This window comes from Sporosarcina luteola (assembly GCF_023715245.1).
Taxonomy (GTDB): Bacteria; Bacillota; Bacilli; order Bacillales_A; family Planococcaceae; genus Sporosarcina; species Sporosarcina luteola_C.
Genome location: NZ_JAMBNV010000044.1, coordinates 1 through 254, shown reverse-complemented (window position 1 = coordinate 254; position 254 = coordinate 1). Strand labels below are relative to the sequence as shown.

The following is a 254-nucleotide window of genomic DNA, read 5'->3' as shown; positions in this document are numbered from 1 at the left end:
AGGCGGGAGGTGCCCGTACCGCAAACCGACACAGGTAGGCGAGGAGAGAATCCTAAGGTGATCGAGAGAACTCTCGTTAAGGAACTCGGCAAAATGACCCCGTAACTTCGGGAGAAGGGGTGCTCTGGTAGGGTGTTAAAGCCCGAGAGAGCCGCAGTGAATAGGCCCAGGCGACTGTTTAGCAAAAACACAGGTCTCTGCAAAACCGTAAGGTGACGTATAGGGGCTGACGCCTGCCCGGTGCTGGAAGGTTA

The 254-nt window shown here is 55.9% G+C and carries 1 rRNA gene; it reads left to right on the top strand.

The features are described 5' to 3' along the window. Positions 1-254: ribosomal RNA gene (locus tag M3152_RS17925) — 23S ribosomal RNA — on the top strand; the annotation flags it as partial.